The sequence below is a fragment of the Salipiger sp. HF18 genome, assembly GCF_011806505.1.
GTDB lineage: Bacteria > Pseudomonadota > Alphaproteobacteria > Rhodobacterales > Rhodobacteraceae > Salipiger > Salipiger thiooxidans.
Genome location: NZ_JAATOS010000497.1, coordinates 1 through 2,883, shown reverse-complemented (window position 1 = coordinate 2,883; position 2,883 = coordinate 1). Strand labels below are relative to the sequence as shown.

Below are 2,883 nucleotides of genomic sequence, written 5' to 3'. Positions count from 1 at the left end.
CCCGCTCTGCTTTGCCTCACACTCGGGGACACGCCGCCGCTTCCTCGGGACGGGTCCCACGGGCCGAGCCTCGGGGGAATTGGTTAACCAAGACACCGAGCATCGCACGGAGCCCGCATGACCCTGACCGCCGACGAGATCATCACCCTGCTCGAGCTCTCACCCCATCCCGAGGGCGGGCATTTCCGGCAGACCTGGGTGGCCGATGCGCCCGAGGGCGAGAGGCCGGTGGGCACCTGCATCTACTTCCTGCTCAAGGCCGGCGAGAACAGCCACTGGCACAAGGTCGATGCGGCGGAGATCTGGCTCTGGCACGCGGGCGCGCCGCTGGTGCTATCGCATGCCGCGACGGACGAGGGCCCGCGCGAGGACCTGATGCTGGGTTCCGACCTCGCCAGCGGCGCCCGGCCCCAGCGTATCGTGCCCGTGGGCCATTGGCAGGCAGCGCGCAGCACCGGCGACTGGACGCTGGTGAGTTGCACCGTGAGCCCCGGCTTCCGCTTCGAGGGTTTCACCCTTGCCGAGCCCGGCTTCGACATTCCCTGAGAATCGTCCCGTAACGTTCTGATCTCACGACGAAAAAAGGGCCGGAGCGCGAAGCTCCGACCCTCGGGATAGACCTGCGAGAGGTGCCTTAGTTCACCGGCGATTCGTCGATGTCGGGCATCTCCATCAGCTGTTCCTTGGTGTAGTTGGTCACCACGACGTACTTGCCGTCGTCGATCGGCGTCAGCGAGACGTCGCTCAGCGAGAGATGGACGTGCTTGTCGCCGATGTCGAGGAAGCCGCCAACCTCGGCCACGATGCCTTCAAAGGAACCGTCGGCGTTGAGGATGATGTCCTCGATCGAACCGATGTTCTCCCAGTTGTCCTGGATCACCATGCCGCCGTCATTCGTGGCGGCCATCTCGGTGCCGGCGTCAGCGGCCGCCGGATCGGTCGCTGCCGGCTCGGCTGCGGTCATGTCGGTGCCTTCGGCTTCTTCGGTCGCCGGCAGTTCGTCGTTGACGGCGTAGATGGCGCCCCCGGTGATGTCGCGGGTGCGGATCAGGCCGTCGGGGTCGTTGGCGAAGACTTCCTCGAGCGACCGCTCGCCTTTGGCCTCGGCGGTCTCCATAGCACCGTCAACCTTGTCGGCGGCGTTGTCGATGGCTTGACCGGCATCGTTCGCTGCGTTTTCCATGGCGTCGCCGGCTTTCTTGGCGCCGTTCTCGATGGCGTCGCCGGTGTTCTCGGCGGCCTGCTCCATGTTTTCGCCAGCCTGCTCGAGGTTGTTCTCGGCGGCTTCCATGTTCTGTTCAGCGTTCGTCTCGACCTGCGCGGCCTCATCCTTGGGCTTCACGGTTTCGTCGGCGGTCTGAGCGGAGACGGCGCCACCTGCGGTGAGGGCGATGGCGGCAACGGTCATGGTAAGGCGTTTCATATTGTCTTTCCTCCGTACATTGTCGTCACGATGTTGCGACGTCTGCCCTCACAACACACGGAAGCCCGGGCCGTTCCACCCGGGCCACCTGCCACTGGTAACAAGTTTTTGACGGAACCTTAGCTCGCATTCCTGTGAAGGAATGTGAGCAGTGCCTGCGTCGAGCCGTCCTTGTCGCCCGGGTCCTGCTCGCCTGTCACCATCGGCCCGAGCGCGGTCGCCAGCTCCTTGCCAAGCTCCACGCCCCACTGGTCGTAGGAGTTGATGTTGAGGATCACGCCCTCGACGAAGACACGGTGCTCATAAAGCGCCACGATCCGGCCCAGCGTACGGGGATCGAGCAGCGGGTAGACCAGCGTGGTCGATGGCCGGTTGCCCGGGAACACCCGGTGCCGCGCCTGCCGTTCCAGCTCGTCGCCCTCGAAAGTGCCCGCCACCTTGCCGCGGGCCTCGTCTAGCGACCGGCCCCGCATCAGCGCCTCGGACTGCGCGAGGCAGTTGGCGACGAGCAAAGCGTGGTGGTGCTTCAGCGCGGGCTCGTGACCGCGGGCCGCGACCATGAACTCGCAGGGCACCACGCGGGTGCCCTGGTGGATGAGCTGGTAAAAGGCGTGCTGGCCATTGGTGCCCGGCTCGCCCCAGACCACCGGCCCGGAGTTGCAGTCGAGATCGGCGCCGTCCATGCCGACGCCTTTGCCGTTGCTCTCCATCTCGAGCTGCTGGAGATAGGCCGGGAGGCGCGAGAGCCGGTTGTCGTAGGGCAGCACCGCGCGGGTGGCGTGGCCCAGCACCTGGTTGTGCCACATGCCGACGAGCGCCAGCATTACCGGCATGTTCCCGGCCAGCGGTGCCTCGCGGAAATGCGCGTCCATCGCCGCCCCGCCCTCGAGGAAGGCGCGGAAATCGTCGGGACCGATGGCGATCATCATCGACAACCCGATCGGTCCCCACATCGAATAGCGCCCGCCGACCCAATCCTCGAAGCCGAAGACGCGCTCGGCGGGGATGCCCCAATCCGCCGCCTTCTCGTGGTTCGAGGACAGCGCCACGAACTTGCCATCGGTCGCCACGCCCTGCCCTTCGAGCCAGTCCCACGCGGTCCGCGCGTTGGTCATGGTCTCGATGGTGGTGAAGGTCTTGGAGGCGAGGATGAAGAGCGTCGTTGCGGCCGGGCATCGCTTCAGCGTGTCGGCGATGACGGCGCCGTCGACGTTCGAGACGAAATGGCAGCGCGGCCCGTCATGGTAGGGTGCCAGCGCCAGCGTGCCCATCTTGGGCCCGAGGTCCGAGCCGCCGATGCCGATGTTGACCACGTCGGTGATGCCGGAGCCGCGGATCTCGGAGGCCAGCGCCTCCATCCGCGCGAGCGTGTCGAGCACCTCGGGCATCACGTCCTTGCCGTCGACCTCGACCGGGGTGCCCGCGAGGTTGCGCAGCGCGGTATGCAGCACGGCGCGGCC

General features: G+C 66.6%; 3 protein-coding genes. 1 reads left to right on the top strand and 2 read right to left on the bottom strand.

The window, feature by feature from the left end; all coding sequences use genetic code 11:
- Positions 1–117: 117 nt before the first annotated feature.
- The gene (locus HC022_RS23085) at positions 118–546 is read left to right on the top strand and encodes a cupin domain-containing protein (protein WP_167453961.1); all 429 of its coding nucleotides are present in this window, start codon (positions 118–120) and stop codon (positions 544–546) included.
- An 88-nt stretch (positions 547–634) separates the two neighbouring features.
- Here the strand turns inward: HC022_RS23085 and HC022_RS23080 are convergent, their stop codons facing one another.
- Positions 635–1,408 (bottom strand): PRC-barrel domain-containing protein, encoded by a 774-nt coding sequence (locus tag HC022_RS23080; RefSeq protein WP_254885249.1) that lies wholly within the window; start codon positions 1,406–1,408, stop codon positions 635–637.
- A gap of 134 nt (positions 1,409–1,542) precedes the next feature.
- Positions 1,543–2,883 (bottom strand): glucose-6-phosphate isomerase (gene pgi, locus HC022_RS23075; protein WP_167453959.1); only part of this gene is annotated, 1,341 nt, incomplete at its 5' end.

Bases quoted from the DNA above. Each gene is read 5' to 3' on its own strand.
- HC022_RS23085 (WP_167453961.1), top strand. From the start codon at position 118: ATGACCCTGACCGCCGACGAGATCATCACCCTGCTCGAGCTCTCACCC.
- HC022_RS23080 (WP_254885249.1), bottom strand. From the start codon at position 1,408: ATGACCGTTGCCGCCATCGCCCTCACCGCAGGTGGCGCCGTCTCCGCT.